The sequence below is a fragment of the Pseudomonas sp. GL_139_B genome (genome assembly GCF_057834475.1).
The window spans coordinates 4,065,146-4,086,876 of sequence record NZ_CM174403.1 but is presented as its reverse complement, the minus strand read 5'-3'; the positions used below and the strand labels follow the sequence as shown (position 1 = coordinate 4,086,876).

Annotated in this window: 24 protein-coding genes; all 24 read left to right on the top strand. The window is 60.5% G+C overall.

Going from position 1 to position 21,731, the window contains the following annotated elements:
* Positions 1-88 precede the first annotated feature (88 nt).
* The 24 genes from AC3ISI_RS18690 (at position 89) to AC3ISI_RS18575 (ending at position 21,730) form a co-directional block, all read left to right on the top strand.
* On the top strand, positions 89-1,801 hold the full coding sequence (locus AC3ISI_RS18690) for an arylsulfatase (protein WP_489333256.1): 1,713 nt from the start codon (positions 89-91) through the stop codon (positions 1,799-1,801).
* A 413-nt stretch (positions 1,802-2,214) separates the two neighbouring features.
* On the top strand, positions 2,215-2,541 hold the full coding sequence (locus AC3ISI_RS18685; protein ID WP_489333255.1) for a phage holin, lambda family: 327 nt from the start codon (positions 2,215-2,217) through the stop codon (positions 2,539-2,541).
* A gap of 128 nt (positions 2,542-2,669) precedes the next feature.
* Positions 2,670-3,116, top strand: a complete 447-nt coding sequence (locus AC3ISI_RS18680) for a DUF1737 domain-containing protein (RefSeq protein ID WP_489333254.1) — start codon at positions 2,670-2,672, stop codon at positions 3,114-3,116.
* Positions 3,117-3,620: 504 nt separating this feature from the next.
* Positions 3,621-4,178, top strand: coding sequence for a terminase small subunit (locus AC3ISI_RS18675; protein ID WP_489333253.1), 558 nt, complete (start codon positions 3,621-3,623; stop codon positions 4,176-4,178).
* Positions 4,179-4,182: 4 nt separating this feature from the next.
* On the top strand, positions 4,183-6,210 hold the full coding sequence (locus AC3ISI_RS18670) for a phage terminase large subunit family protein (RefSeq protein ID WP_489333252.1): 2,028 nt from the start codon (positions 4,183-4,185) through the stop codon (positions 6,208-6,210).
* 53 nt (positions 6,211-6,263) lie between these two features.
* Positions 6,264-6,470 carry a phage head-tail joining protein gene (locus AC3ISI_RS18665; RefSeq protein WP_095059241.1) on the top strand — a complete coding sequence of 69 codons (207 nt, stop codon included), beginning with the start codon at positions 6,264-6,266 and terminating at the stop codon, positions 6,468-6,470.
* Entirely contained in the window at positions 6,470-7,954 is a 1,485-nt protein-coding gene (locus AC3ISI_RS18660; protein WP_489333251.1) for a phage portal protein, read from the top strand. Before AC3ISI_RS18665 ends, AC3ISI_RS18660 begins: the two co-directional genes overlap by 1 nt.
* Positions 7,951-9,099, top strand: coding sequence for a head maturation protease, ClpP-related (locus tag AC3ISI_RS18655; protein ID WP_489333250.1), 1,149 nt, complete (start codon positions 7,951-7,953; stop codon positions 9,097-9,099). Before AC3ISI_RS18660 ends, AC3ISI_RS18655 begins: the two co-directional genes overlap by 4 nt.
* The gene (locus AC3ISI_RS18650; protein ID WP_489333249.1) at positions 9,096-9,440 is read left to right on the top strand and encodes a head decoration protein; all 345 of its coding nucleotides are present in this window, start codon (positions 9,096-9,098) and stop codon (positions 9,438-9,440) included. Before AC3ISI_RS18655 ends, AC3ISI_RS18650 begins: the two co-directional genes overlap by 4 nt.
* Positions 9,441-9,503: 63 nt before the next feature.
* Complete coding sequence (locus AC3ISI_RS18645; protein WP_489333248.1) at positions 9,504-10,499, top strand: major capsid protein; 996 nt, start codon at positions 9,504-9,506, stop codon at positions 10,497-10,499.
* Between the two features lie 2 nt (positions 10,500-10,501).
* Positions 10,502-10,816, top strand: coding sequence for a head-tail joining protein (locus AC3ISI_RS18640; protein WP_489333247.1), 315 nt, complete (start codon positions 10,502-10,504; stop codon positions 10,814-10,816).
* On the top strand, positions 10,813-11,445 hold the full coding sequence (locus AC3ISI_RS18635; RefSeq protein WP_489333246.1) for a hypothetical protein: 633 nt from the start codon (positions 10,813-10,815) through the stop codon (positions 11,443-11,445). The genes AC3ISI_RS18640 and AC3ISI_RS18635 overlap by 4 nt, the downstream gene beginning before the upstream one ends.
* Positions 11,438-12,007: a hypothetical protein gene (locus tag AC3ISI_RS18630; protein ID WP_489333245.1), complete on the top strand. Its 570-nt coding sequence runs from the start codon at positions 11,438-11,440 to the stop codon at positions 12,005-12,007. Before AC3ISI_RS18635 ends, AC3ISI_RS18630 begins: the two co-directional genes overlap by 8 nt.
* A complete protein-coding gene (locus AC3ISI_RS18625; RefSeq protein WP_489333244.1) occupies positions 11,974-12,534 on the top strand; it encodes a phage baseplate assembly protein V in 561 nt (186 codons plus the stop codon). Before AC3ISI_RS18630 ends, AC3ISI_RS18625 begins: the two co-directional genes overlap by 34 nt.
* Positions 12,535-12,593: 59 nt before the next feature.
* On the top strand, positions 12,594-12,815 hold the full coding sequence (locus tag AC3ISI_RS18620; protein WP_489333243.1) for a hypothetical protein: 222 nt from the start codon (positions 12,594-12,596) through the stop codon (positions 12,813-12,815).
* Between the two features lie 13 nt (positions 12,816-12,828).
* On the top strand, positions 12,829-13,155 hold the full coding sequence (locus tag AC3ISI_RS18615; protein WP_043302559.1) for a GPW/gp25 family protein: 327 nt from the start codon (positions 12,829-12,831) through the stop codon (positions 13,153-13,155).
* Positions 13,152-14,030 carry a baseplate assembly protein gene (locus AC3ISI_RS18610; RefSeq protein ID WP_489333242.1) on the top strand — a complete coding sequence of 293 codons (879 nt, stop codon included), beginning with the start codon at positions 13,152-13,154 and terminating at the stop codon, positions 14,028-14,030. The genes AC3ISI_RS18615 and AC3ISI_RS18610 overlap by 4 nt, the downstream gene beginning before the upstream one ends.
* Position 14,031: 1 nt before the next feature.
* Positions 14,032-14,643 carry a phage tail protein I gene (locus tag AC3ISI_RS18605; RefSeq protein WP_489333241.1) on the top strand — a complete coding sequence of 204 codons (612 nt, stop codon included), beginning with the start codon at positions 14,032-14,034 and terminating at the stop codon, positions 14,641-14,643.
* The gene (locus AC3ISI_RS18600) at positions 14,636-16,708 is read left to right on the top strand and encodes a phage tail-collar fiber domain-containing protein (RefSeq protein WP_489333240.1); all 2,073 of its coding nucleotides are present in this window, start codon (positions 14,636-14,638) and stop codon (positions 16,706-16,708) included. Before AC3ISI_RS18605 ends, AC3ISI_RS18600 begins: the two co-directional genes overlap by 8 nt.
* Entirely contained in the window at positions 16,708-17,139 is a 432-nt protein-coding gene (locus tag AC3ISI_RS18595; protein WP_489333239.1) for a tail fiber assembly protein, read from the top strand. Before AC3ISI_RS18600 ends, AC3ISI_RS18595 begins: the two co-directional genes overlap by 1 nt.
* A 96-nt stretch (positions 17,140-17,235) precedes the next feature.
* Positions 17,236-18,399, top strand: a complete 1,164-nt coding sequence (locus tag AC3ISI_RS18590) for a phage tail sheath subtilisin-like domain-containing protein (RefSeq protein WP_489333238.1) — start codon at positions 17,236-17,238, stop codon at positions 18,397-18,399.
* Between the two features lie 12 nt (positions 18,400-18,411).
* Positions 18,412-18,915: a phage major tail tube protein gene (locus tag AC3ISI_RS18585; protein WP_489333237.1), complete on the top strand. Its 504-nt coding sequence runs from the start codon at positions 18,412-18,414 to the stop codon at positions 18,913-18,915.
* 11 nt (positions 18,916-18,926) lie between these two features.
* The gene (locus AC3ISI_RS18580) at positions 18,927-19,235 is read left to right on the top strand and encodes a phage tail assembly protein (RefSeq protein ID WP_489333236.1); all 309 of its coding nucleotides are present in this window, start codon (positions 18,927-18,929) and stop codon (positions 19,233-19,235) included.
* A 143-nt stretch (positions 19,236-19,378) separates the two neighbouring features.
* On the top strand, positions 19,379-21,730 hold the full coding sequence (locus AC3ISI_RS18575; protein ID WP_489333235.1) for a phage tail tape measure protein: 2,352 nt from the start codon (positions 19,379-19,381) through the stop codon (positions 21,728-21,730).
* Position 21,731 lies beyond the last annotated feature (1 nt).

Genomic DNA, 21,731 nt, shown 5'->3' with positions numbered 1-21,731 from the left:
AGCTGTTGCAGTTTTTGAGCCTTGAGATGAGAACACGACATATCCGATATGGGTAATTTTGTGGATCAACTGGATGAGGATCAAATTCATGCAACCGAGAAAACTTATACTGGCCGGATTGGCGATGAGCAGTCTGGCGGTGGGAGCGAGCTTGCCTGCAGTGGCTCAAGCTGCGGACAAGAAACCCAACATTATGTTCATCATGGCGGATGACATCGGCTGGATGCAGCCGAGCATCTATCACCAGGGGCTGGCGGTCGGCGAAACACCGAATATTGATCGCATCGCACAAGAAGGTGCGAAATTCATGACCTACTATGCCGAGCAGAGTTGTACGGCGGGGCGCAACGCATTTTTTACCGGGATGCACCCGCTGCGTACCGGCATGATTCCACCGCAATTACCCGGCAGCCCTTCATGGCTGCGTCCTGGCACACCCGCACTGTCCAAGTTTTTGCTTGATCTGGGCTACACCACTGGCGAATTCGGTAAGAACCATCTGGGCGACAACTTTGAAGCACTACCAACTTCTCACGGCTTCCAGGAATTTTGGGGTTACCTCTATCACCTCGATGCGATGCAGGGCGTAAGCTTTGTCGACATCAACAAAACCCCGGGTGTGCAAGGCATTGCACCGCCTTGTAAGGCCACTCCAATCACCGGGCTGCCGGAAGTTCCCGGAGCCATCGATCCGAAGGACGGTACCTGCCTGACGCCGCCACGTCCGGTCATCTCCTGCGTCTCCAGCGACGGTACCCAGAAGAGCACCACGTGCAAGGACGAAGGGGCGCTGACGCTGGAACGCTCGAAGACTGTGGATGAAGAAATCTCCGCCAAGGTCATCGACTTCCTTGATCGCAACGATCCGAAGAAGACCGATAAACCGTTCTTCGTCTGGTACAACCCGGCACGCATGCACATCACCACGGTTTTGCCACCCAAGTATGAGGCCATGGTCGGTGAACCCGGTGGCAAGGACTGGGGCACCAATGAAGCGGGCATGAAGCAACTGGATGACAATATTGGTTATGTCCTGAAGAAACTCGAAGACATGGGTCAGTTGGATAACACCATCGTCGTCTTCACCACCGACAATGGCGCGGAAACCATTACTTTCCCGGACGGCGGTACCACGCCGTTCAAGGGCGGCAAGTTGACCACCTGGGAAGGCGGCATGCGCGCTCCGTTGGTCGTTCGCTGGCCTGGAAAAATTAAGCCAGGCACGATCCTGAGCGACATCTTTGCCTCGCTCGACTGGTTGCCAACCTTGGTCAATATTGCGGGCGGCAAGAAGGGGAACGAGCTGAATGAGGAGATTATGGCAGGCAAGTACCCTGGCATCGTCAAGACCAAGCTCGATGGTGTGGATCAGACGGACTACCTGACCGGCAAGTCCGCCACATCCGCGCGCGATACCTTCTTCTATTACACCGGCTCGCAACCTTCGGCAGTGCGCTACAAGAACTGGAAGATGTACTACACCATGGTGCCGGATACCGCGACAGGCGGGCTGTTTGGCGCGACCACATTTCACTGGACACAACTGCTCAACCTCAAGCGTGATCCCTTTGAAACAACAGTCGGCGCCGACGCGAAGTCCATCACCGGCTATGGCGGTGCGTTGGGCTCCCCTGGTAACGCCTATGTCTACAACTGGAACATGCTGCCAATCGGACAGCTGCTCTGGGAGAAGGAGTTAATGTCGTACAAGGAGTTCCCGCCCATGCAGGCGCCGGAAACTTACAACCTGGATGGCATTCTCAAAGCAATGCAGCAGAATGGTCATAACGGACACGATTAAATCCGTGGCTAATCAGCTGCTATAAATCAACGGGCGCCCCAGACAGGCGCCCGTTTTTTGGACTAGATGTATTTTCCCGATGCCCATTATTGGTCGTTGTAAGCCGGTATGAACAGCTCACGCGTGTCGACGAAAGTGACTGGTTAAACGATGTCGATTTCGCAACCAAAATGGGTTTTCCAAATAGTCATAAAAACAGTTGTCCATATGGAATAGCTCTGCTTTTATAGCAACGTGTTCAGCTGTACACCGCGACACCACAGAGGAGCTCGGCCATTGCGCCGGGCTTTCTATTTGCTGCTCCAAAGCCTCGCCATTGTGCGGGGCTTCTTTGTTTTTGGGATTCCCATCAGCAAAAACGCCATCTTTTGATACCTCAACTCCCTTATCGGGAACTCGCCGAGATGTTGCCCATGCCGGATAAACCAGATACCTGGGCTGTTGTATTCGTGTGGCTGAGTCAGCATTCGCAGACCATTTGGGCAGCATTTTTTTCGTTGTGTATGACTGTGCTGCGTGTGTTCTACACCGGCGGCACCTGGAAGGACGCGCTGATCGAAGGCCCCATGTGCGTCTTGCTCTCGCTGAGCATTATTTGGGGCTTCGAGCTGATGGGCTTGTCGTCGGCGCTGGCCCAGCCGGTCGGCATTTGGGTGGGTTTCCTTGGGGTGAAGAAAGTCGCCTACTGGGCTGATCGGATAGCTGAAACCAAGTTTCCAAAATCGGGTTCGACGCCGTGAAGCGTCGCCCTTGGTTACTGCCTCTTGTGCTCTTGATGGCCTACGCCATTACGGGCCACATCCACTGTGGTGAGTCGCCTGCATGTCAGCCACTGATCGCTCAATCATTTAATCGTGAGGTTTAGAGAATGCCCTACACCCAATATGGCGCAGTGGTTGCCGACAATGCTGAAGATCTGGTGGGCAAGCTGACCGAGTCCATTGCCGATGGCTGGCAGCCTTATGGTAGCCCTGTCTCCATCACTGAAGGCTTTCAAGTGCTTCAGGCTGTGGTGAAGGGATCGAGCAATGTCGGTGTTGCGCCAGGCGATATCACCTCGGACAACATTACCGATGCTTCGGAGGTTGGCAAGGCCGTGCTGGTGTGTGTCGACGCCACCGCTGCTCGTGCTGCTATAGGTAGCGGGACTTCGGATTTCTCGGGTAGCTACAATGACCTTAGCGACAAGCCGATCATCCCCATTGAAGGCGATGCAGCGCTGCTGGAAGCCGGCACCGACCTCATTGCGCATACCTGGTCAGCCAAGTTGATCCATGACGAAGTTGCCCGCCAGATTGCAGCGTTACCAGCATGAGTCACAAACAAGCGATCTCATCATGGGAAGTGGTGGTCTATGACGACTGCGTCCGTTTTAAACGCGTAGATCACGGGCAGATGCAGGAAGCCTATCCACCAGTCCCAACAGCAACGGCCGCGGTTTATGCCGCAGCTATCGTGCACGGTCTTCAACCGCCACGGGACATCCGCCCGTATGGATTGCCGATGTTTCCCAATCCAACGGGGACCCTGGCAACTTCCGAGGAACACGGGGCATAAGACTCGCGCAAACGCGTTAGCGGCAGGGTCTGAAAGTTAGTTGACACAGGTTGACAGGTTGACAGCAAATCCCTGATTTCGAGCCGTAAAAGTTTGTACTTATCCCCTCATCATTTCTCTGCACAGGCCCGCTACGATTGGTCGTAACGCCTATCTGCTCTATTCAGGTGTTCACAATGAAACTCCCGGATAAACGCTTGGGAAGCCTGTCAAGTAAGTTGACAAGGTTACGCGTTACCCGCAAATAATCAGGTGAGGGTGTATGGCTTTTTTAACTCGCAAGGAATACGGCGAACTGAAGGGCTGGTCGAGGCAGCACATCAGTAAATTGGTCCAAAATGAAAGGCTGGTTGTGAACGGCGCCGGGTTGATTGACGTGAATGCTAGCGATCAGCTCCTGGCGATGACCAGCGATCCGAGTAAAGCCGGCGTCGCTGCTCGACACGAGCAGCAGCGACTTCAGCGCGACGCCCCCAGCGCGGGCGATGAAATCGAGGCTGATCAGCTGGGACTGGCGCCGGATTTTCAGAAAGCCCGCGCTATGCGGGAACACTATTTGGCCTTGCAAGAGCAGGCCAACTTTCATACCCAGCAGGGCACACTCGTTGAGCGAAAGGCAGTGGAAAATGCAGCCTATAACGCTGGCCGTCTAGTGCGTGATCAGTTGCTGGGATTGCCTCCGCGCCTGGCCCCGGAAATGGCAGGGATGACCGACCCCTGGCAAATCGAGAGGCTTTTGACTGCGGCCATTCGACAAGCGCTGGAAGACGCCGAACGAGTGTCAAAGGCGGATCTAGAGCACGCCGTCACCCCGAGTTAAATCTATGCCCTCAGAGATCTCCAATGGTGCAGCGGTGTACCGTGAGGCGCATTTCCGTGGGCTACAACCGGACCCAGATCTCTGGATCGATCAGTGGGCCGACGAGTACATGCGTATCCCACGCGATGCCGGCGCCGCCGAACCTGGCCAGTACCGTACGGCGCGTACGCCGTATGCCCGCGAGCCCATGCGGTGTTTGTCACCGGCCCATCCGTGCAAGCGCGTGGTGACCATGGTCGCCTCGCAGTTGATGAAAACCCAGATTGCCTTGAACTGGATCGGCGGCCTGATCCACATGGCGCCGTCGAACATTCTCACGCTGTTGCCCAGCCTGGGGTTGGCCAAGCGGGTCTCGTCGCGCATCGGCAAGACCATCAAGGCCACCCCGGTACTGCGCGAGCGTGTGGCGGCGAACCGTGCCCGCGATGCGCGCAACACCATGGACACCAAGGAGTTCGAAGGTGGTTCGTTGTACATCACCACCGCCGGCTCAGCGGCCAACCTGTCCGAGCTGTCGGCTCGCTACATCTATGGTGATGAAGTGGATCGCTGGGTGGTGGATGTCGGCGAGGAGGGCGACCCCATCGAGTTGGCTGAAACCCGGGGCAGTACGTTTGGCCGTAACGCCAAGTTTTACTTTTCCAGTTCGCCGACGATCAGAGGGGCTTCGCGTATTGCCGATCTGTTCGAGACCAGCGACCAGCGTTTTTACTACGTGCCGTGCCCGACTTGCGGGCACATGCAAGTCCTGGAATGGGAGCGCCTGCATTACTCGGCGGATTGCCAACTGGCGCACTACGAGTGCGCCGGCCCCGACTGTGACGTGCTGATCGAAGAACATCACAAGGGCGAGATGTTGGCCAAGGGCGAGTGGCGCGCGCATGCCGAAGGTGATGGCGAAACCGTCGGCTTCAACCTCAATGCGTTGTACTCGCCGCCAGGCTGGACCGGTTGGGCCGCGCTGGCCAAACAGTTCGAAAAGGCCAAGACCGCCATGTCTCGCGGTGATCTGGAGCCTATGCAGGTGTTCTACAACACCCGTCTGGCCAAGGTCTGGGACAGCGCCCAAGAGCAAACCAAAGCCGATGTGCTGATGGCCCGGGCCCGCCTGGAAACCTATGGGCTGGGTTCGATGCCGTTTGCCGTGCTGATGCTCACCGCCTCGGTCGACGTTCAAGCCAACCGTCTGGAGTTTATGGTGGTGGGGTGGGGCGCCGGCATGGAGCGCTGGATCATCGACTACCAGGTGATCTGGGGCGATCCCTCCGACGAGCGAACCTGGTCGGCGCTCGATGAAAAACTCAAGGTGCGTTACCCACATCCGTGTGGGGTGGAGCTGACGATCCGCGCGGCCGGCATCGACTCCGGCGGTAATCACACCGACGAGGTGTATCGGTTCTGCCGGTTGCGGCGTTGGCGCAACATCTTCGCGATCAAGGGCGCGAGCAGGCCGGGTCGCCCGGTGATTGCCCAGCGACCGTCGATGATGGACGTCACTTGGAAAGGCCAGACCGAGCGCAAGGGCGTGGAGCTGTGGTTCGTCGGCACCGACACCGCCAAGGACTGGATTTACAACCGCTATCCGGTGGAAGACGGTCCCGGTGCATTGCACTTTGCCAACGACCTGCCGGACGATTTTTTTGCCCAGTGTGTCGCCGAGCGCAAGGTGACCCGTTACGTCAAAGGCTACAAAAAAATCGAGTGGGTCAAGGGCAAGGCGGAGCGCAACGAAGCCCTCGATCTGATGGTGTACAGCCTGGCGATGGCGCATTACCTGGGGCTGAACCGCTACAAGGAACACGACTGGGAGCGGGTGAGAAATGCGCTGTTTCAAGCGGCGCCCCCGGGCGGGAAACCCGTCACGGTCGAACGTGTCAGCGCTCCGGCGACATCGCGGCAGCAACCGGCAGATCAGGTACCGACACCGGCTGATCCCGTACCGCCACCGGCCAAGCCGGCAGTGGCACCGCTGCCCGTAGCACGCCCCCCACAACGTCGAAGCTCCAGCAGCGGCTACCTCAAGCGGCGCTGAGTGGAAGCACGCAGTTTTACCTTACGTAGTTTTTCTCTTTTAGAGCGATCCCCATGGCCTTTACCCAGCAGCAACTCGATGCGGTCGAGACGGCAATCGCACGCGGCGAGAAAATCGTGCGCTACGCGGATCGAAACGTCGAGTACCGTGACATCGACGAACTGCTCAGGGCGCGCGACGAAATTCGCAGCTCGCTGATCGCGGCGGCGGGTCCTCGGTCGCGTGTCGTGCGGCTTTACCATGGAGGCAAGGGACTCTAATGGCTCGTCAGTTTCCCACCTTGGGTCGCAGCGGTTTCCTGCTCCCGTCGAACATCAAGGCCAGTTACGAAGGGGCCGCCGAAGGGCGTCGCTCCGCCAGTTGGGATGCACCCGACGCCGGCTTCAACAGCATTGCCATTCCGGCGTTGCGCAACCTGCGTTCGCGCTCCCGGGCGGCGGTGCGTAACGACCCGTACGCGTTCAACGTCATCGATAAACGGGTCAGCAACCTGATTGGCACCGGCATCACGCCGCGCCCGAAAACCCAGGACGATGAACTTCGGCACCTGCTGCAGGAACTCTGGGCCGATTGGGCCGAAGAGTCCGATGCCGATGGTCTGACCGATTTCTACGGGCAACAGGCCCTGATCGCGCGGACGGTGGAAACAGCCGGCGAATGTTTCGTTCGCTTGCGGCCACGCAGCCTCGACGATGGTTTGGTGGTGCCGTTGCAGCTTCAGGTGCTGGCCCCCGAATTTGTCCCACACGACAAGTTCGAGGCCGCGCGCAACGGTAATGTGATCCGCGCCGGGATCGAGTTCAGTCCGGACAGCCGTCGGGTCGCGTACTGGATGTACCGCTCGCATCCCGGGGATGCCTCGTCATTGAACAGTGGTTACAACCAATTGGTGCGGGTGCCGGCCAGCCAGGTGCTGCACATTTTTGAACCGGTCGAACCGGGGCAGTTGCGTGGTCTGCCACGCTTGTCACCGGTCCTCAAGCGCCTGCGCAGCCTGGACAACTACGACGATGCGGTGTTGTTCCGCCAGGAGGTGGCCAACCTGTTCGCCGGCTTCATCAAGAAGCCGTCACCGGATGACATCCAGACCCCGATCGATCCCGTCACCGGCGCGCCGCTGAATCTGGCTTCGGATGGCTTCACGCCCATGGTCGCGCTGGAGCCGGGCACCATGCAGGAGCTGTTGCCGGGCGAGGAGGTTGAGTTTTCCACGCCGCCGGACGCGGGCAACAATTATGCGGACTTCATGCGTCAGCAACTGATGGCCGCGGCCGCCGGTGCGGGGATGCCGTACGAGATTCTCACCGGTGACATGCGTGACGTGAATGACCGCGCGCTGCGCGTGGTCCTCACCGAGTTCCGGCGCCGCCTGGAGCAGCTGCAATTTGGTGTGTATGTGCACCAGTTGTGCCGCCCGGTGCGGGCCGCCTGGATGGACATGGCGGTGCTCAGTGGCGCCGTGCTGTTGCCGGACTACGCGCAGCGCCGCCGTGAATACCTGCGTACGCGCTGGGTACCGCAAGGCTGGGCCTATATCCATCCCGTTCAGGATGTTCAGTCACGCACGATGGAAGTCAACGCAGGCTTTGCCTCGCGCAGCGAGATGGTCCTGCGCACCGGGTACGACGCGGAAACAGTGGACGAAGAAAACGCCGCCGATGCCGAACGGGCTCGGGGCAAGGGCCTCAATTACAGCACGCTCGTCGAACTGCTTCAGGCGTTCGACGACAAGGAGCAAACATGAGCAAGAACGCGCCTGCGCGCATTTACAACAGGGCCGGTCAGCGGGTGCCGGTGCAGGATAAAACCTGGTACGCCGTGCACTCCAGCGGCGAAGCCGCCGAGCGCGTGATCGAAGTCTTTGTCTACGGCGAAATCGGTACCTGGGGCATTACTGCCAGTCAGTTCATGCAGGATCTGCGCGCCGTGGATGACGGAGTGTCGCCGGTGATCGCGGCGTTCAACAGCATCGGCGGCGACCTGTTCGACGGGCTGGCCATGCACAACACGTTGTCGCGGCTGGGCGAGCGTTGCACGGCCCGCATCGATGCGTTGGCCGCGAGCGCGGCCAGTGTTGCGGTGTGCGGTGCACACAAGGTGGTGATCGCGTCCAACGCCATGTTGATGATTCATAACCCGTGGACCTACGCGGCGGGCGATGCCGACAGCTTTCGCAAGGTGGCCGATGTTCTCGACCAAACCATGGAGGCGATCATCGCGGCATACAAAGCCAAAGCCCCGGACATTGATGAGGTGGAGTTGCGGGGTTTAGTGGCCGCCGAAACTTGGCTGACCGCCAGTGAAGCGGTGGCCCTCGGCTTGGCCGATGAGGTCGGCGATGGCGTTACGGTCAAGGCCTGCCTCGGACAGGGCACTGTGCTTCAGCGTTACCAGCACACTCCTGCTGAATTGCTGGCCCAACTCGATGAGGCGCCCGAGCCGACTCCGGAGCCGGAGCCACACGCTCCACCCGCGCCCGTGGTTGACTCGACCACGCTGGCGTTGCTGATCACTCAGCGTTGTGCCGAGTCGGGGATCAGCAACCTGGTCGCGCCGTTGCTCAGTTCGACCCAGCTTGAAAGCGAAGAGATCGTCCTGGCAGGGCTAACCCGAGCCAAGGCGGTGCATGACCTGTGTGTCGCGGCTCGTCTGCCAGAGCTCAGCGTCGATTACGTGGCAGCGGGGTTGGATGAACCCGCGGTGCGGGCGCGCCTGTTTGACAAGATCGTCAGCAGCGGCAACGGTTTCGAAATCGACAACAGCTTGCCCCTCAATCACGACCCCGCACCGAAGGTGCTGGCGAAACAACCGGATCCTCCGTCGATCTGGGCGGCCCGTCAGGCGGCCCACGTGGGGACATCCAAATCTGCAAAAGGAGCACGAGCATGACCGTAAAGTACGAAACGCTGCACGCTGGCGAGTTTCTGCTCTCCGAAGGGGCCGGGAAGATCTCTCGTGAATCCATTCTGGTGGCCGCAGGTGCTGCCCTGAATGCCGGCCAGGTGCTGGGGCTGGTCACCGCCACCCATGAGTTTGCGCCCTACGATCCCGTCGCTACCGATGGCACCGAAGTGGCGGCCTGCATCCTGTACGGGCCGCTGGGCGAATCGACCGAGGAGCGTCGAGCCAGTGCGGTGGTGCGGCTGGCCGAGGTCAGCGAGGTGCATTTGACCGGTTTCGATGCGGATGCCGAGGTCGCCTTGGCGGCTCAGTTTGTGATTGCCCGCTAAGTCAGTCCCCCTTTTTCCAAACCCCGCCTTGTGCGGGGTTTTGTCTTTCTGGAGAGTCCTTTTATGGCCGATATTGGCATTTTTACCGACGATGTTTTTTCTGTGTCTTCGCTGACTGCGGCGATCAATGAGCAGGAATACCTACCGGGCCGCATCAGCAGCCTGGGCCTGTTTCGTGAAGAGGGCATCACCACCCTGACCGTGCAGATCGAAAAGGACGGCAACACCCTGGCGCTGGTGCCAGCGGGTGAGCGTGGCACCTCGGGTCTGGTCGTCGGTGGAAGCAAGCGACAAATGATTCCGTTCAATACCGTGCACCTGCCGCAACGCTTCGCCATCAAAGCCGACGAGATTCAGGGCATTCGTGCCTTTGGTACGACGACCGAACTGCAAGCTGTGCAGGGCGTAGTGAATACACGCCTGAGCAAAGCCAAGCGTCAGCTCGACGCCACCCATGAATTCCAACGCATGGGCGCGCTGAACGGCTTGGTATTGGACGCTGACGGCTCGACGGTCCTGCTGAACATTTATCAGGCGTTTGGTGTGCAGCAACAAAGCCTGTCCATGGGCCTGAATGATTCGGCCACCAAGATTCGGGTCAAGTGCGCCGAAGCGCTGGACATGCAAGACGATGAACTGGGCAGCGTCACCAGCTCGGGCGCGCGGGCCTTCTGTGGCAAGAACTTCTGGAACAAGCTGATCACGCACAAATCGGTTGAAGAAACCTACCTCAATACGATTCAGGCAGCCGAATTGCGCGGTGACGCGCGGGACAGCTTTGAGCTCGGCGGCATTGTCTGGGAGCGCTACCGCGGGCGCATCGCCGGGGTGACCTTTATCCATGACGATCAAGCACTGCTGATTCCGGAGGGCGTGCCAGATCTGTACATCTCCTGCTTTGCCCCGGCGGACTACATGGAGACCGCCAACACCCAAGGTCTGCCGTATTACAGCAAGCTGGAGCCCATGCCGTTCAATAAGGGCATGGCCGGTGAGGCTCAGTCCAACCCGTTGCACCTATGCACGCGCCCTCGGGCGCAGATCCTGCTGACGCTCTGACCATGGCCTTTCGAGACCTGGTCGCGCAGATCGACACGGTGGTGTTCGACACCCTCGCCGATGTTGGTTACATCGAAGGTCGCCGCGTGCTGGGCATGTTCTCGGCGCCTTGGTTACAGCCAAAAATTGGACGGACGAAAACGGGGCTGCGTGAACCTTGCTTTGAAATCCGTGTGGCTGATGCGGCAGGCGTGGAAAAAGCGCAAACGGTGCAGATTGAGCTGCCCGCCTTGGACGGCGGGGGCGAATACACCTTGATCGGCATTGAGCCGGGTGGTGATGGCATGGTGGCGTTGATCCTGAGGTTAAATCCATGAGCGCCGTACCTATCACCTTGCAGCTCTCTGCCAAGGACATGCAGGCGTTTAACGACTTGGCCAGAGTGGTGCCCAAGGCGGTGGCCGCCGCTCAGCGCCGAGCGATCAACAAGACCTTGGGCTGGCTGGCCACGCGTATTGCCAGGGATGCCAGCCGGCAGGAGCGCATCGCACTGCGGGCGGTGCGTCAGCGTCTGCGCAGCTATCCGATCAAAGGCAACGCCGACTCAGGAAAACTCTGGTTCGGTGTCAACGCGATGGACGCCAGCCGGGTAGGGAAGCCCAGGCAGGGCAAGGCCGGTGTCTCGGTGGCGGGGCGGCGGTATCGAGGCGCCTTCTACAAAAAAGTGTATGGCGGCAAAGCGGACATCTGGATTCGCACTTCCAGCAAACATTTCAATCCAGATGACTATCCCGGCGGCGCGTCCGCGGCTGGAGGCACGAGTTCGGGCTGGATCGCGGAAAACGACAATCGCTTTCCGCTGGCCAAGGCCAAGGTCTCACTCGAAGACGTCGAGGGGCCGTTCAATGCCTGGGCGCAAAAAGCCGACGAGCGTCTGCTGGTCGTGCTCAAGCAGGAGCTGAACTTTGAACTGCACAAATACCTGAAAGGAACGACTCGTGTCTGATCAATCACTGACGCTCGATGTCCTGTACGCGGCGATCGAAGAGCACATTCGACAGGCGTTGCCTCAGCTGAATTTTGTGGCGACCTGTCCTGAAATTGATGGAAGGATCGGACTACCGCTGCCCGCGGTGTTTCTGGAGCCCGTCGAATTTGAACCCGGGACAGACATTGGCACCGGCGAAACGGTGCTGGTGCTGCGTTTTGAAGCGCGGGCCATCGTCGGGCCCGAACTGGCACGGCATCAGCAACTGGGCGCCCAGCTGGCTACACAGATCGCGATCCTGCTCAGGGCGCAGACCTGGGGATTGGATAACGTCGAACAGGCGCAGTTCGTGGCCTCGCGTCAGGACTGGACCAAGCCGGAGCTGGATGGTTACACCGTGTGGACGGTGGAGTGGACCCAGCAGATCTACCTCGGGGAAGTCGAGTGGCTGTGGCCCAACGAACCGCCCGGCACGCTGTACCTGAACGTCGACGGCTGCACCGGTACCGGCAATGAAGATCACTACTTTCAGCCGGAGGATCTGGCATGTCCTACCCCAGCGCCGAACACGACCGGATGATTGCGGCGATGCTGATGCCCTGCGTGGTGGTCGGCATCGATCTGATGGCCGGCCGGGTGCGGGTCAAGGCCGGTACCTGGGTCAGTGCCTGGGTGCGTTGGCACAGTCTGGCCGCCGGCAAGGCGCGTCACTGGCGGGCGCCCAGTCCGGGGGAGCAGGGCGCGTTGTTCAGTCCGAGCGGTGATCCGGCCATGGGCACCTTTATCCCGGGGTTGTATGGCAACGCCGGGGCACCACCGGACAACCGCGATCACGTCGAGGCCTGGTACTTCGACGATGGCGGTTCATTGGTTTACGACTGGCAGGCCGGCAGTTACAGCATCGATCTGCCTAATGGCAGCAGTGCGAGGATCACAGTCGGCGGCTCGCAATTTGAGGTAACGCCCGATCATGTTCGTGTGACGGCCGGCCAGATTACGTTGGTCGGTGAGGTGAGCATCGACGGTGCGCTAAGCGTATCCGGCGACATCAACGGTGCCGGTTCAATCATGGATGCCGGCGGTAACAGCAACCACCATTCACATTAATTTGATGGCCTGAACATTCAGCCCGCCGCGTGCGGGTTTTTTCAGGTCTGGAGAAAACCATGACGAACAAAACCAAGGAAGTCTCAGCCGCCAGTGATGTGCCCGCGCCGGCCACGCTGAGCCTCTTTCGCGACACGCTGTACACCTCGCGGGTGTTGGTCCTGTTGGAGGCTGGGCGCACCTTGAAAGTGGAAAAGGGGCAGGTCGCGGTGGCGTCGGATGACACGGTCGCGATCGAGTATTTGCAGGGCCGCAAGGATTTTGTCGCGGTCGAGGGCTGATCCCATGATCGGGATGATCGGACTGGACCGCCGCACCGGCCAACTCATTTCCGGCCTCGATCACCTGCGCCAGTCCATCGAGGACATCTTGTCGACGCCGCTGGGCAGCCGACGCATGCGCCCGGAGTACGGCAGCAAGCTGCGGCGCTTTGTCGACCTGCCGGTCAATGACGGCTGGAAAAGTGCCGTTCAGGCAGAAGTGGCCAGCACGCTGGGGCGTTGGGAGCCGCGCCTGAAACTGGGGCGGGTGCGCGCCGTGGCCATCCTCGACGGGCGCATCACCTTTGAGCTGACCGGGCAGTACCTGGGCAGCGACGTGACTTTGGAGGTGTCCGCATGACCATGGAACTGGCAGCCCTGCCGCCGCCGCAAGTGCTGGAAGACCTCGACTTTGAAGCGGTCTACCAGGAGAAACTGGAAGCCTTCCGCCTGAGCATGGGCGACAACTGGAGCGCGGAGCTGGAAAGTGACCCGGTACTCAAGTTGATCGAGCAGGCCGCGTATGGCGCCTTGCAGAACCGGGCGCGGGTCAACGACGCGGGCAAGGCGCTGCTCTTGGCCCATGCCGAGCGGGCCGACCTCGATCACCTGGCTGCCAACGTCAACCTGCAGCGCCTGGTGATTCAGGCCGGAGATTCGAGCACGGTGCCGCCGACGCCGCAGGTGCTTGAAGAGGACGATGCTCTGCGCGAGCGGGTGCAGCTGTCGTATGAGGGGCTGACCACCGCCGGGCCGCGCAACAGCTACATCCTGCATGCGCGCAACGCCTCGGGTCTGGTGGCCGATGCCACGGCGGAAAGCCCGTCGCCGGCCGTGGTGGTGGTCACCGTGCTTAGCCTGGAAGGTAGCGGCGCGGCCTCGCCGGAATTGCTGGAGGAGGTCCGGCTGCACCTGAATGACGAGGACGTGCGGCCGGTGGCGGATCGGCTCACGGTGCAGAGCGCCGTGGTCATCGACTACCGCATTGAAGCCGTGTTGTACCCGCAGGCACCCGGTCCGGAGAACGAAGCCTACTTGGCCGAAAGCCAGAAACGCCTGAGCGAGTGGATCAACCCACGCCGCCGCCTCGGTCTGGAAGTGGCGCGCTCAGGGATCGATGCGCAATTGCACATTCCCGGCATCGCCCGGGTCGAGCTGCTGGGCTGGACCGACCTCAAGCCGAGTAAGGCCGAGGCGGCGTATTGCACCGGCTACAGCGTGACGCTGGGGGCCTGACATGAGCACTCAGTTACCGCTCAACAGCACGCCGCTGGAGCTGGCCGTGGAAGCGGCCAATTACGAAAACACGCTGATCCCGCTGCGCAGTTTGTACAACGCCGACACCTGCCCGGAACACCTGTTGCCGTATCTGGCGTCAGCTTGGTCGGTGGACCGCTGGAACAACAACTGGACCCAGGAGGCCAAGCGCACGGCGATCCGTTCGGCGTACGACGTGCATGCACGCAAAGGCACCATCGGTGCGCTGCGTCGGGTGGTCGAGCCCTTGGGCTACTTGATCGACGTCGTCGAGTGGTTCGACACCGTGCCGGAAGGCCTGCCCGGCACGTTCGCCCTGGAGGTCGGGCTGAACGACTCAGGCATCACCGAGGAACTGTACGAGGAACTGGCATGGTTGATCGACGACGCCCGTCCGGTCAGCCGGCACATGACCAACCTGGCGCTCAGTCTGCAGACCGAGGGGGTGCTGGGCATTGCCGTGTGCGTGCAAGAAGGCGAGGAGATCGACGTGTACCCACCGGCCCCGCAAGACATCGACGTGACCGGCACTTTTGGCCCGGCGCTCTGCGTCGATGAAACCGATACTTTGGACGTTTATCCCTATGATTGATAAGAGCAGTCAGTTTTTTGCCATCCTCACGGCGGTCGGCGAAGCCAAACACGCCAATGCCATTGCCATGGGCCTGGACTGGATGTTTACCGAGATGGGCTTGGGCGATGCCAACGGCACGGACCCGATCCCGGACCGACTGCAAACCGAGTTGATCAATGAGTGGCGCCGCGCGCCGATCAACCAGATCCGCGTCGATGCGGCCAACCCCAACACCGTGATCACCGAACAGATCATCCCGCCCGAGGTGGGTGGTGAGTGGATTCGCGAGATCGGCCTGTACGACGTCGACGGTGATCTGGTGGCGGTGGCCAACTGTGCGCCGAGCTATAAACCGTTGTTGGCCCAAGGCACCGGCAAGACGCAAGTGGTGCGGATGAACTTTATCGTCAGCAGCTCGGCGAACATCGTGCTGAAGATCGACCCGGCCGTCGTGCTCGCTACCCGCGAGTATGTCGACATCGCGATCAGCGAAGCGCTGGCCAAGCTCGATCACAAACAATCAGTGCGCGTCGCCACCACGACCGCCCTCACGCTGAGCAACGAGCAGACCATCGATGACGTGGCCTTGGTCGTCGGCGACCGGGTGCTGGTGACCGCCCAGGCAGAGGCCCAAGACAACGGTGTCTATGTCGTCAGCGCCGAGGCCTGGACCCGGGCCGCCGATGCCGATAGCAGCCTGGAAGTGACGCCGGGGCTGTTTGTCCACGTGGAGCAGGGCACCATCAACGGCGACAGCCTGTGGCAGCTGGTCACCGATGCGCCGATCACCCTTGGCACCACCGGCTTGCAGTTCGCGATGATCGCCGGAGCCAGCGGAGTGAGCGCCGGCACTTTTCGCAGTGTCACCGTGGACAGCCTTGGGCGGGTGATCGCGGGCAGCAACCCGACGACCCTCGACGGCTATGGCATTACCGATGCCTTGCCCGTGGACGGTACTGCTGTGGCGTCCACCCAACTGGAAACAGCGCGCTCGCTGGTCATCACGGGGGCAGCCAGCGGTAGTGCGATGTTCGATGGGACAGCCGATGCCGAGATTGAGCTGGTCCTGGCTGACAGCGGTGTAGCAGCGGGCACCTATTCCAGCGTTACCGTTAATGCCCAAGGTGTGGTGACCGCGGGCGAACAGCTGACGACAGAGGACCTTGGGCTGGGAACAGCGGCCACTGCGGATGTGCAAACCAGCCTGACCGATGCGACGGCTGAAAGGCTCCTGAAGGCGGGTGCTTTTGGAATGGGGGCTGCGTCGGCACTTATCTCCAACACGGATCTAAATGCCCTAAGCACTACGGGGTTTTATTTTGGTGAGTCGTTGGTTAGCGCGCCCGATGCGGGCTGGCATCATGTCATTAGTTTGATTCACAACGAGCTCTTTCGCTTGCAGATTCTGTCTTCTTTTGACGGGACGGGACTGTATTGCCGTACGCAAGAAAATGGTGTGTGGGAGATTAAGCAGCTTTGGGATACGGTCAACTTTAACCCGGGTAATTACCAACTTGCGTTAGGTTTTACTCCCGTGCAGCAAGGCGGAGGTGCCAACCAAGATGGCAATAAAATTCATATTGGATATCGGCCGGGCACATCCGATATCGGCATCCAAGTTGATGCATGGGACCACGGAACGCTCTGGACAGCCTCTAATTTTAATCCCGGCGCATACCAACCTGCATTAGGTTTTCCTCCCGTGCAGCAAGGCGGAGGAGGCGGGCAAGGCCCAAACAAGATTTATATCGGCTGGGGTAGTGACCACTTGCGCGCTACAGTGGATTCGACAGATTTAGGTGCAATATGGACCGATTCCGTTGCCACAGACAAAGTACGTTGGGCCAATGCAAATTTTGTTATAGGTGACGTAGGCACCTATGGGATGTTTATTGTTGTCGCCAACATAAATACCGGTGCATTGCCACCGGGAACTCTCGTAGCGGGTGGCTATATGGGCTGGTCAAATGCGGGGGGTGAGAACTATGGCGTCCCCGGTGGCACTTGGATGGTGTGTGGGGGCTCTGCCAATAGCTCTGCGGGTAATGTCTATTCAACAACTATTTGCAAGAGAGTTGCCTAATGAATTACACCGATGTATTGAACCCGCAATGGACTAATGCGGCCCATACGGCCATTAATCTCATGTTAGTGACTGAAGAACTGGGCACTATTCCCTTCACGGCCACCCCCGACGATTCGACCAGTTATGGCCCTGAAATCTATGCTCGTACCATTGCAGGTGAGTTTGGTGAGATCGCTGCGTATGAGCCGCCATCGGACGCGGACTTGTTGCCGGCTGCATGGGCTCAACATCAACAACTGATGCACGAAGCGGGCCTGGCGGTGGCGCCGCTGCAGGATGCGGTCGATCTAGGCGTGGCCACGGCCGAGCAGGTCGAGCAGTTGAATGCCTGGAAGTTCTACCGCATCGAGCTCAGTGAAGTGCCGCAGCAAGCGGGTTGGCCACGAACGATGGAGTGGCCGGATAAACCGAATCAGCAGACTCCCTGACGCCCCGCATTGCCGGGGCGTTTTCTTTTCCGTTACGCGTCACGTCACTCACAGCCTCGCTTATGCGGGGCTTTTTCGTTTCTGGAGCATCACTCTATGAGTTTCTTTCACGGCGTCACCGTGACCCTGGTGGATACCGGGGCACGCCACATCGCCACCCCGTCCGCATCGATCATTGGCCTGTGCAACACCTTTACCGTGGGCCCGCCGGCCACCGCGGCGGCCAACGAATTGCTGCTGATCACCCGCGAAAGCGAAGCAGTCGCCGCCTGGGGCCCGGACGCGGCGATCACTCAGGACTGCAAGGCCATTTTTAAACGGTCCAAAGCGGTGATTGTCGCCGTCGGGGTGCCGCTGTTGGAGGATCCGGCCGAGCAACTCTCCGCGATCATTGGCGGCGTTTGGGCCGACGGCACCCGGACCGGTATGCAGGCGTTGCTCAACGGCAAAAGCAAGTTCAACGCCCAGCCGCGTTTGCTGATCACCCCGCTGTACTCGGCGACCTTGGCGGTGGGCACCGAACTGGTGGCGCTGGCTGACAAACTGCGGGCCATGGCCATCCTCGACGGGCCGAACACCACCGACGAGGCCGCGATTGAATACGCTGCCAACTTCGGCAGTAAACACGCGTACATGGTCGATCCGGGTGTGCAGTTCTGGGACACCACGACCAGTGCCACGGTCAACGCGCCGGCCTCGGCCTGGACCGCTGGCCTGTTTGCCTGGACCGATGCCACCTACGGTTTCTGGGCTTCGCCATCGAACAAAGAGTTCGTCGGCATCACCGGTACCACGCGCCCGATCGAGTTTCTCGACGGCGATCCGTCCTGCCGGGCCAACCTGCTGAACAACGCCAACATCACCACGATCATTCGGGATGACGGGTATCGCCTGTGGGGCAACCGCACGCTGTCCAGCGATGCGAAATGGAAGTTCGTCACCCGCGTGCGCACGCTGGACATCGTCATGGACGCCATCCTCTACGCGCACAAATGGGCGGTCGACCGCTCGATCACGGCGACCTACGTCAAGGACGTGACCGAAGGCCTGCAGGCGTTCATGCGCGACCTGAAGAATCAGGGCGCGATCATCAACTTCGAGGTGTATGCCGACGAAGAGCTGAACACTTCCAGCGAACTCAGTGACGGCAAGGTGTACTGGAATATTCGGTTCACCGACGTACCGCCGGCCGAAAACCCGAACTTCCGCGTGGAGGTGACCGATCAGTGGATCACTGAAGTGCTGGACACCGCCGCCTAAGGAGGCCGCTTTATGATTCCTGAAGTGCTCTACAACACCAACCTGTTCGTCGACGGCATGAGCCTGCAAGGCGATGTACCGAGCCTGACCCTGCCCAAGCTGACCCTCAAAACCGACGAGTACCGCGCCGGCGGCATGGACGCGGCGGTCGAACTCGACATGGGCATGGAAAAGCTGGAAGCCAGCTTCATCACCAACGGCGTGCGCCGCGAGGTGCTGAAATTCTTCGGTCAGGCCGACCTGACCGGGTTCAACGCGTCATTCCGCGGTGCCTTCAAGGGCGAGAAAGGTTCGGTCAAGGCAGTGGTCGCCACCCTGCGTGGCGGGCTCAAGGAAGTCGATCCGGGGGACTGGAAACCGGGCGAAAAAGGCGAGTTCAAGTACGCCGTCGCCGTGACCTATTACAAGCTGGAAATCGACGGCAGCGTGATGTTTGAAATCGATCCCCTCAACTCGATCCGCGTCATCGACGGCGTCGACCAACTGGCCGCCGTGCGGTCTGCCCTGGGCATGTAAGGAGCCACACCATGAGCAACGCAAAAGACAACGTCCTGCCCAATTGGCTGCAACTGGGCAATGGCATTGCCACCGTCATCCTGTCCCGACCGAGCGAGGCCAACGGCATCAAGGTCGACAAGCTGACCCTGCGTGAGCCGACGGTGCGCGAAATGCGCGCCGCCACCTTGCAGGGCGGGAGCAATGAAGAAGAACAGGAGATGGTCTTGTTCTGCAGCCTGGCGAGCATCGGCCGGGGCGATCTGGAGGGGCTGCTGATGCGTGATTACCGTCGTCTGCAGACCGCCTATTTTCGTCTGGGAGCAGACGACGGGGTTTAACCCCAAGCTGCAAAAAGCCCTGGCCAAACGCTTGGCCGCCGAGCTGAATTTTTCGGCGGCCGAGATTCAGGGCCTGTCGTTTTCCGAGATGGTCTGGTGGCTCACGGACTGAGCCCATCCCCCTTTGCACACGGGTACCCTGCATGGCCAACAAACTCTCCCTCGGGCTGGTGATTGGCGGCGCCGTCGATTCTTCACTCGGCGCCGCTTTCAAGAACGTCAGCGGCGAAATGAAAAAGCTCGAGGCGCAAACCACTCGCGCCAAGGGCTTGCAGAAAGTCATCGGCGAGACCATGCGTCTGCGCGATGAATGGAAAAAAGCCCATGACAGTGGCGCGGCCAATGCTGACGCCTTGCTGCGCAAACTGGAAACCAACACCAGCAGCCTGCGCAAGCAGGGTGTTGAAGTCGGGCGTCTGCGTCATGAGTATCTAGCGCTGGGCAAGGTGGTGCGCAGTGCCGAGTTCAAAGCCAAAGGCATGGGGCAGGTGCAGGAAGGGCAAGAGAGCCTGCGCAGCGGATTCGGTACCGCGGTGGCCGGTACCACCCTGGCGGCCGTGCCGACCAAAGTCAGTGCCGATTTTCAGGCGATCATTCGCGACATCGCGATCAAGTCCGGTACCGCCAACACACAACAGGAAGTGAATACCGCTCGGGATATCGTCCAGACCTCCAAGGACACCGGCATGGCCAACACTCAAGTGGCCGAGCTGGTCAACCAACTGGTCGGTGGCGGCATGGAGCTGACCGAAGCGCTGACATATGCACCGGTGGCGGCCAAGTTTGCGGTCGGGCAGGGGGCGTCGGGCGCCGATACGGCGAAGATGATTCTGGCGATGCAGAACAACGCCAAGATCACCGACCCGCAGAAAATGGAACAGGCCTTGGCGTCGGTGGCGCTGCTGGGCCAGCAAGGCAGTTTCGAGGCGGCCGACATGGCCAAGTGGTTTCCGGAGCTGTTGGCACAGATGGCCAGTACCGGCATCACCGGCCAGGAGGCGGTCACGCAACTGGGGGCGATGCTGCAAGTGCAGATCAAGAGCGCCGGCAGTGCCGATGAGGCGGCGAACAACCTGAAAAACTGGGTCGCGAAAATCGGTTCGGAGGAAACGGTCAAAGGCTATGCCGATGCCGGGATTGATTATCAGGGTTCGATGAATGCCGCCATTGGCAAGGGCATGTCGACCTTCGAGGCGAGTTTTGAACTGGCGCGTCGGTATGTGGAAAAGACCGATCCGAAAAAGGCCAAGCAACTAAGTCAGGGACTGACGCAGATTGACAATGAAACCGACCCGGCCAAGGCGCAAGCGATGGCCGATGCCTTGGCCGCCACCCTGCGTACCGGGGATCTGTTTGCCGACATGCAGGTCAAGACTGCCCTGATGGCGTACACCCAAAACAAAAAATTCTACGCGGAGCTGAAAAAAGGCGCCTCGGACCCCAACGGTCCGCGCAAGGACATTCTCGACAAAAACCTGCGCGAACGGCGCGAGGCCTCGTCACAACGTTGGGCCGAAACCGGTCAGGCGTTCAACGACTCGCTGCGTGCCATCGGGGACGCCCTGCGTCCGGCGACCGATGCGCTGGCCAGCGGTATCGGTGCGGCCGCGCGGGGCTTGACCGCCTTGTCCGAGAAAACGCCCGAGGCGGTGCTGGGCCTGGCGGCGCTCACTACCGGAGCATTGGTGCTGGGCAAAGCCTGGGCCGCGCTGAAGATCGGCCGGGGGCTGGCCAACATCGCGCGCGGTTCGGCGGGCGGCAAGTCCAACATCGTGCAGCGGGTGTTCGTGACCAACGCGAATGACGGCGATGACGACGGGCTGGATCACGGCAAAGAAGGGAAGGGCGGAAAGGGCAAAGGCCCTGCAAGTCGGCCGTCCCGTGGCATGAAAGTGGGCGGGTCGCTGGCGGTGGCCGATGCCGGCTTCCAGGTGGTGAACACTTACCTCAACGCCACCACCCGTGATGAAAAGGCCGAAGGCTACGGCGAGGCGGCGGGCGGGCTGGCTGGTGGTTTGGCCGGTGCAGCAGCCGGCGCGGCCATCGGTTCGGTCATCCCGCTGATCGGCACCGCGATCGGCGGAGTGATCGGGGGCATGCTCGGTGCGTGGGGCGGCGGTGAGCTGGGCGCGACCATGGGCAAGGCGTTGTTTGGCGGCCCGGACACGCCGGTCGTACCCAAAGCACCGCTCGGCCTCTTTCCCATGGCCGCCGGCCAGGGCGTTGGCGCGGTTGTGCGCTCGATGGAACGCGCGCCCGTCGCGCCGGTGACGGCAGCGGCATTGATGGCGACCGCGGCGCCAAAGACGCCCGAATGGCCGAAGGTCGACCAGCAATTCACCTTCGCGCCGGCCCCGGTCATTACCGTGCAGGGCGATGTGAAAGACCCGGCGCAGTTGGCCCAAGCGTTGATGCCGTACCTGAGCCGTCAGTTTGAGGACTTCGCCCGGGAGGCGCGCGCCCGCCAGTTGTTTGATGCGCCCCATGTGGGCTAAG

Coding starts and splice junctions, on each gene's coding strand:
- AC3ISI_RS18680 (WP_489333254.1), top strand. CDS start 2,670: ATGCCCTACACCCAATATGGCGCAGTGGTTGCCGACAATGCTGAAGAT.
- AC3ISI_RS18590 (WP_489333238.1), top strand. CDS start 17,236: ATGAGTTTCTTTCACGGCGTCACCGTGACCCTGGTGGATACCGGGGCA.
- AC3ISI_RS18605 (WP_489333241.1), top strand. CDS start 14,032: ATGAGCACTCAGTTACCGCTCAACAGCACGCCGCTGGAGCTGGCCGTG.
- AC3ISI_RS18625 (WP_489333244.1), top strand. CDS start 11,974: ATGTCCTACCCCAGCGCCGAACACGACCGGATGATTGCGGCGATGCTG.
- AC3ISI_RS18645 (WP_489333248.1), top strand. CDS start 9,504: ATGGCCGATATTGGCATTTTTACCGACGATGTTTTTTCTGTGTCTTCG.
- AC3ISI_RS18580 (WP_489333236.1), top strand. CDS start 18,927: ATGAGCAACGCAAAAGACAACGTCCTGCCCAATTGGCTGCAACTGGGC.
- AC3ISI_RS18600 (WP_489333240.1), top strand. CDS start 14,636: ATGATTGATAAGAGCAGTCAGTTTTTTGCCATCCTCACGGCGGTCGGC.
- AC3ISI_RS18640 (WP_489333247.1), top strand. CDS start 10,502: ATGGCCTTTCGAGACCTGGTCGCGCAGATCGACACGGTGGTGTTCGAC.
- AC3ISI_RS18575 (WP_489333235.1), top strand. CDS start 19,379: ATGGCCAACAAACTCTCCCTCGGGCTGGTGATTGGCGGCGCCGTCGAT.
- AC3ISI_RS18670 (WP_489333252.1), top strand. CDS start 4,183: ATGCCCTCAGAGATCTCCAATGGTGCAGCGGTGTACCGTGAGGCGCAT.
- AC3ISI_RS18585 (WP_489333237.1), top strand. CDS start 18,412: ATGATTCCTGAAGTGCTCTACAACACCAACCTGTTCGTCGACGGCATG.
- AC3ISI_RS18595 (WP_489333239.1), top strand. CDS start 16,708: ATGAATTACACCGATGTATTGAACCCGCAATGGACTAATGCGGCCCAT.
- AC3ISI_RS18650 (WP_489333249.1), top strand. CDS start 9,096: ATGACCGTAAAGTACGAAACGCTGCACGCTGGCGAGTTTCTGCTCTCC.
- AC3ISI_RS18620 (WP_489333243.1), top strand. CDS start 12,594: ATGACGAACAAAACCAAGGAAGTCTCAGCCGCCAGTGATGTGCCCGCG.
- AC3ISI_RS18690 (WP_489333256.1), top strand. CDS start 89: ATGCAACCGAGAAAACTTATACTGGCCGGATTGGCGATGAGCAGTCTG.
- AC3ISI_RS18610 (WP_489333242.1), top strand. CDS start 13,152: ATGACCATGGAACTGGCAGCCCTGCCGCCGCCGCAAGTGCTGGAAGAC.
- AC3ISI_RS18615 (WP_043302559.1), top strand. CDS start 12,829: ATGATCGGACTGGACCGCCGCACCGGCCAACTCATTTCCGGCCTCGAT.
- AC3ISI_RS18655 (WP_489333250.1), top strand. CDS start 7,951: ATGAGCAAGAACGCGCCTGCGCGCATTTACAACAGGGCCGGTCAGCGG.
- AC3ISI_RS18660 (WP_489333251.1), top strand. CDS start 6,470: ATGGCTCGTCAGTTTCCCACCTTGGGTCGCAGCGGTTTCCTGCTCCCG.
- AC3ISI_RS18685 (WP_489333255.1), top strand. CDS start 2,215: ATGCCGGATAAACCAGATACCTGGGCTGTTGTATTCGTGTGGCTGAGT.
- AC3ISI_RS18635 (WP_489333246.1), top strand. CDS start 10,813: ATGAGCGCCGTACCTATCACCTTGCAGCTCTCTGCCAAGGACATGCAG.
- AC3ISI_RS18675 (WP_489333253.1), top strand. CDS start 3,621: ATGGCTTTTTTAACTCGCAAGGAATACGGCGAACTGAAGGGCTGGTCG.
- AC3ISI_RS18665 (WP_095059241.1), top strand. CDS start 6,264: ATGGCCTTTACCCAGCAGCAACTCGATGCGGTCGAGACGGCAATCGCA.